At 56.5% G+C, this 5,159-nt stretch carries 3 protein-coding genes; all 3 read right to left on the bottom strand.

The genetic code is table 11. The features are described 5' to 3' along the window. Positions 1–1,199 (bottom strand): hypothetical protein (locus F6X37_RS35205; protein WP_222945036.1); only part of this gene is annotated, 1,199 nt, incomplete at its 3' end. A gap of 143 nt (positions 1,200–1,342) precedes the next feature. Beyond that, positions 1,343–3,541: an SIR2 family protein gene (locus F6X37_RS35200; RefSeq protein ID WP_187614601.1), complete on the bottom strand. Its 2,199-nt coding sequence runs from the start codon at positions 3,539–3,541 to the stop codon at positions 1,343–1,345. Positions 3,542–3,843: 302 nt separating this feature from the next. Beyond that, positions 3,844–4,794 (bottom strand): tyrosine-type recombinase/integrase, encoded by a 951-nt coding sequence (locus tag F6X37_RS35195; RefSeq protein ID WP_316252035.1) that lies wholly within the window; start codon positions 4,792–4,794, stop codon positions 3,844–3,846. Between the last annotated feature and the right edge of the window lie 365 nt (positions 4,795–5,159).

Raw genomic sequence — 5,159 nt, 5'->3', positions numbered from 1 at the left:
TGGACACCGGTTGGTGCCGTGACGCTTAACCCCGAACGCGACTCAGTCGTCGAGATGGCGTCGATCAGCGCAAATAAACAGCCTCTGGCTGCATGAGTGAGGCGACAACTTGCTTGACGCGCGCCGAGCCAGAGGAGTTGGTGAAGTGCGATTGTGCGGCCCGACTCGATAATGCCAATCGCCACGGACGTGAGCTTCGCGAACTCTGGCGATGTATCGGAATTCGTCAGGTCCATCCATTTCCGCAGGGCGACCGCTGCGTAGCTAACCTGCGTCGAATCTCGTCCTCGCAGCGCAGATGCAATCATTTTCTCCGTGGCCTTCGCCGACAGAGCATCCGTCACGTTAAAGTGAACTAGGGCGGGGAGGGCTGCCCTAGCTCCGTCGACATCTGAATAAAAGGATAGCAACTGTTCCCACCGAGAGGCCGTCTTATCCTCGTTCGACAGCGCCGGTACGATCGCAAAAGAGAGCGCACGACCGATACACTTGGCAAGTTCTCGTCGAGCGCGGACGGCGACGTCAGCCATTCCGCCTTGCTCGCTGACTGGTCTCCACGACGTCAGTTGCTCAAATAGCCTGACGGCCTGTTCAGCGGTCGGAAATAGCTGAGTCGCTTGCTCCTCCGCAGCGTTCGTTATGCCCTCGTAGACCGATATAGCGAGGTTTACCTCCGGAGATGGATAGATTCGCAGCTCCTTCTGCGTGTTGTCGAGAACTTCAGGGTTGTGGTCATACAGCCGCGAGCGAAGCAGCGCTTCTACTTGACCGGGGTCCCTAGTCGGGAGGATCAATAACGCGTGAGGGAGCAAGCCCGTCTCGGGTAGAACGGCATACTCAGGGACATCCCCCCAGATTGCATCCGCCAAGTTATTGCGCTCTGCCTCAGTGAGGAAATTACTTTTACGGCAGAGCGGAAGCAATCGGAGCAAAGAATCACGCCTTGACGAGTCCCGGGCTGCCCGCACTGCCTCTATCAGTTGAGCGATGCGCTCATCGATCACGGAGGAGAGCGGGCGCTCCCCGGGGTACTTGATCACCGGGTTGGGCCATTCCGGACCGTCGCGCCCTTCGATTTCATGGGCGAGCGGAAATTTAAGCGCAATGGGTAGCACGTCGGGCAGTTCGGATTCAGGAATGCTCGCGAGGGAGTTATCCACGAGAGAATCAAGAGCCTTGCGAAGCCAGATATGTCGCATTTCTGATCGGTCGGCCAAAGATCCGGCGAGTGCAAAGATTTCCTTCGCTTGGGAAGGGGGGACTCTAACCACGAGCCGCGCAAGGATCTCTACGAGCACGCGAAGCCTCGTCAAACTGTCAACGTTTGTTCCGGCTGTACTCCTTACTTGCTGCCGCCGTGTTTAACAGCGGACGTGACTCGGGGAATCAATACGTCCACAGAACGCTGGGTGAAGCACGCTACATTAATGCGGCCAAATACATCCTTGATCGCTGACGAGTCTTCACTACTTGCGGCGCGGATCGCGAGCGGAAGATCAATTAGTTCAGTGCCCGTGCCGCCATATAGCACGATAGCTTTTGCCTTGTCCGCGAGCAGGTTGACACTGAAACCACGAGTGGCAATGCGTAACGGAATTCCGCAAATCTTGCTCAAACCATCGAGGAGCAGGAAGTCAGAATTATCGTTGCCACCTGAGGTGTCGCGGGAGTGATCGCGATAATGCCCTTGCGCGAACTGTGGCTCAATTGGATTGCGATTTTCAAGGTATTTGTCCCGTCGCTTTTCGATACTGGAACGAAGTGAGTCTAGCCATGACCATGGATCGCACTTCCACTTTCGATAGTTGGTTTCTACGAACGGCGGTAATTTCTCAGAATCTTTCCCAAAACTGCCTCGCTGTAGGGCGTCCATCAGCCAGTGAGCCCAAAGCAGCCGCGACATGACTGGAATCGATTGACGATCCCTGCGATGGTTTTCGCGCAGTTGTCCGTAAGCCACCGCGAGCAAGTCAGCTGCATCGCTCTCATGACCGAGATCCATGAGCAGTGCCGCCTTCCTCAGTTTCCAGACGGGGTCTTCCCCGGAAATCTGAGCAATCGCTGCCTCGAGTTCGTCGTAGTCGAGCCGGTCCCGCGCCGTGAGTGCTCGGTGGTACGCGACTTCGGCGGGGCCATCGGGGAAATAGAACGCGTGTTTCACCAGTATCGCGGTAAGTCCTTGAATGTGCTCGTCGACGACGTTTTGCTCTTCATCATTGTCTGGGCTGAGCCAGCGAGCGTTGTTCAGTAGGGCCAGTGCAATCTCTGCCTGTTGGCGCTCGCTGATAGCGCACGGTTGCTCCTGTCGAGCGACCTCGAAGAGCGCATCAACAAGCCAGGGCCGGATGTACTCCAATGCTGTACGGTGCCGCCAGGCGATTTCATAGAGCAATCTTGCACGGTTGTCCGGTGTGAGAGCCGCGAGGTTTTTCGCGTTCGGATACGGCATGCTCAACTGGTTGGCCACCCGCCAGCGCAGCGATTCCGGACACAATAGCCAACCTGGATAAGCCTCACGATCTTTGCGGAGGATTTCAAGCTGATTGATGAGCAACGCTGCGGCATATTCCGGGTCACTGTAGAGGCGGTGGTGTTCTTCCGGGTTTGCAGTGTGGCTTGGAAAGGTCGTGGGCTGCCAGTCATGCGGCTTTATTCGCGATTCTTCCTCGCTTTTCATCTCTCGAAGAAACATCGCGATCGCCTCTTGGTGACGAAGGTCTCGATCGGTGATGTGGGCGACCGCTGGATATAAATCGACCGGTGCGATGTTGGTCGACTCGAGTTGCTTGCGGCGTGCGGCAGAGAGATTCAGTGCTCCAACGAGATAAATCTTCCGTGCGTGGCCCGCTAGATGGTCGCGAACCCAGCCGGCCCATTGTAGGAAGTTGGGATCATCACCCGAAAAACCAAGTAGACAGAGCTCGTTTTCGATGAATACTTGCCGTGCGAGATTCACGAAAGGTGCAAAACGCTCAGGGTAGGTACGATAGTCTTCCTGAGCCGCGATGAAACAATCGGTGATGCCGATGGTGCCATGTAGCTTCACAATACGGGGAGACTGCGCCCACGCGAGATCTGACGTCTTCGTCACTGTGGTGTAATACGGACTGTGGATTTTTTCCGCCGATTGCTCAAGCAACGTATCCCAATTGGTCGTAAGTACGTCCGACCATGGGAGGGTTAGGAGGTCTTCGTACAGGGGCCCAGTGCGCCAGGCATCATTGTCGATTTCGAAGCGAATTTTGTCATTGAGTGCTCCCTGTCCGAAGTACGCGCGGTACTCCTCCGCCACGCGTAGAGGATCCGCAAAGCTCAGACTGGTCTCGCCGGCGTAAAGGTCGCGGGTAAGGCTTGTCGTGAACTCGGCCCAGAGCGGAACCCGTTTCTCACCGCTGACATGAACCGCTGCGCTCCGGCTAAAGCCTGCACCAATCATGATCGCGGCCCCGTGGTGATTTGCGTCAAGACGATGCAACGCCGAAGCGAGCTTCTTGATGGCAGGATAATCGCGGAGGTCGGTGATTTTCGTTATTGTGGTCATGGCGTAATATCGTCTCAGACAGATCGCTACTGTAGCCGCTTTCCGGAGATTTTAGGCGACCCCTGCGCCAAAGATAGCAAGTTGCAAGTGAACGCATTGTTCCAGTGAGATTGAAAGTCACTGCTTCTAGGTCGTTGGCCCGAAGTCAGCTTCTTTGTCTACGTCGAAGACCGTGCACCTTGCCATCTGCCGTTCTGATTGTGATAGTCACGTTCCGTTTTTCACCGTGAGTTCCAGTTTAGGTTGTTCTCCGTGGGCGAGGACAAGGGGGAATCGTCAACGCGTTCTGATGCACGGTGATACTAGTAGCAAACTTTAAACGTTGGGGAATCTTCGGGGCGGCTCTGGCGCCGGTCATAGAGCCGGGTCGTGGCGATGTTTGCGTGCCCCAGCCATTCCTGCACCTTCGCAATGTCGGCCTCGTGTTCTAGCGCGTTGGTGGCGGCCGTCGCTCGCAGCCCGTGGACGCCGAGGCAATCTATGGCGATGCCTGCCAGCGTCGCGTATCTCCGGACACATTTGTACACGCCGTCGCCGGTCATTGCGGAACCGGTAGGTCGTATCGGCTGGAACAGTGGCGATTCGGGCGATGCACCGTGCCCTGCCGATTCGAGGTATGTGTGTAGCCGCTCTGCGCTGGCCGGGTGCAATGGCACATGCCGCAGCTTGTTTCCCTTGCCGTGAATGCGCAGGTGCGGCACACCGCGCCGATCGTGAATGTCCCGCACCTTCAGCAAACAAAGTTCCTCGCGCCGCAGACCGTGATAGAGCAGTACGGCCAGTAGTGCACGGTCGCGCTTACCCTTCAGAGTGTCGGGATCGGGGACGTCGAGCAGCGCGCGGGCCTGATGATCGCCGAGCGCCGGTGTCTTGCCCTCATTGCTGTTGCCGAGAGGTCTTTTCACGCCAGCGACGGGGTTCAGCAAGACCGCGTTGTGCTCGCAAAGGTAGTCGAAGAGCGATGACAGCGCGGCGAGCTTGCGCCGGATCGTCGCCCCGGACAGTTGGCAAGCTTCGAGACGCTTGCGCCACGCGAGCACGTGTGAGCGGGTGACAGTGCGAAATTCGGTTGCTTGCGCGATGCCGGTGAAAGTCATGAAGTCGCGCAGATCAATCTGGTAGGCACGACGAGTGCGGGGATTGTCGAGATTGGCGAACCATTCGGCTTCGGGAGGCACGTTCGAAAGCTGGTGGAACTCGGCGGCGGTGAGCGCGCGCGATTCTCGACGAGTGGGAATTATTTTCGTAGACACGGTTCTCCTTTTATTCCGTGCCATGCGCAATTGGTTGGACTAAAATTCGTTTAATTCTTTTGATTCGAATGCCAAAGTTGACTGTATTAATGGCGGCGCACGGCTATTGATAATGTATTTTATCAATAGCGAATTAATGCCGGTGTGGTGAATAACTTTGGCGCGTGGCACGGTGGAAGACGTTAACCTGGTCCCAATCAGTAGCTGGAGACAAGGCTGTTCGACGAGGTTTGTAATGCTAGGGAAACACTGATCAATAAGCTCGTCGCCGGCGTTGCCGACGAGTCAGCTTGCAATTATCAGAATGTCGAAGGAATTCGGTCGCAAGCGAGGCGGGGTTTGCCCGGATTCGGGGCCCCCTCCTC

The organism is Paraburkholderia sp. 31.1, from assembly GCF_014397645.1.
In the GTDB taxonomy this organism is placed as follows: domain Bacteria; phylum Pseudomonadota; class Gammaproteobacteria; order Burkholderiales; family Burkholderiaceae; genus Paraburkholderia; species Paraburkholderia tuberum.
Note: the sequence above shows the minus strand (reverse complement) of the source record. Positions and strands in the feature narration are given on the sequence as shown.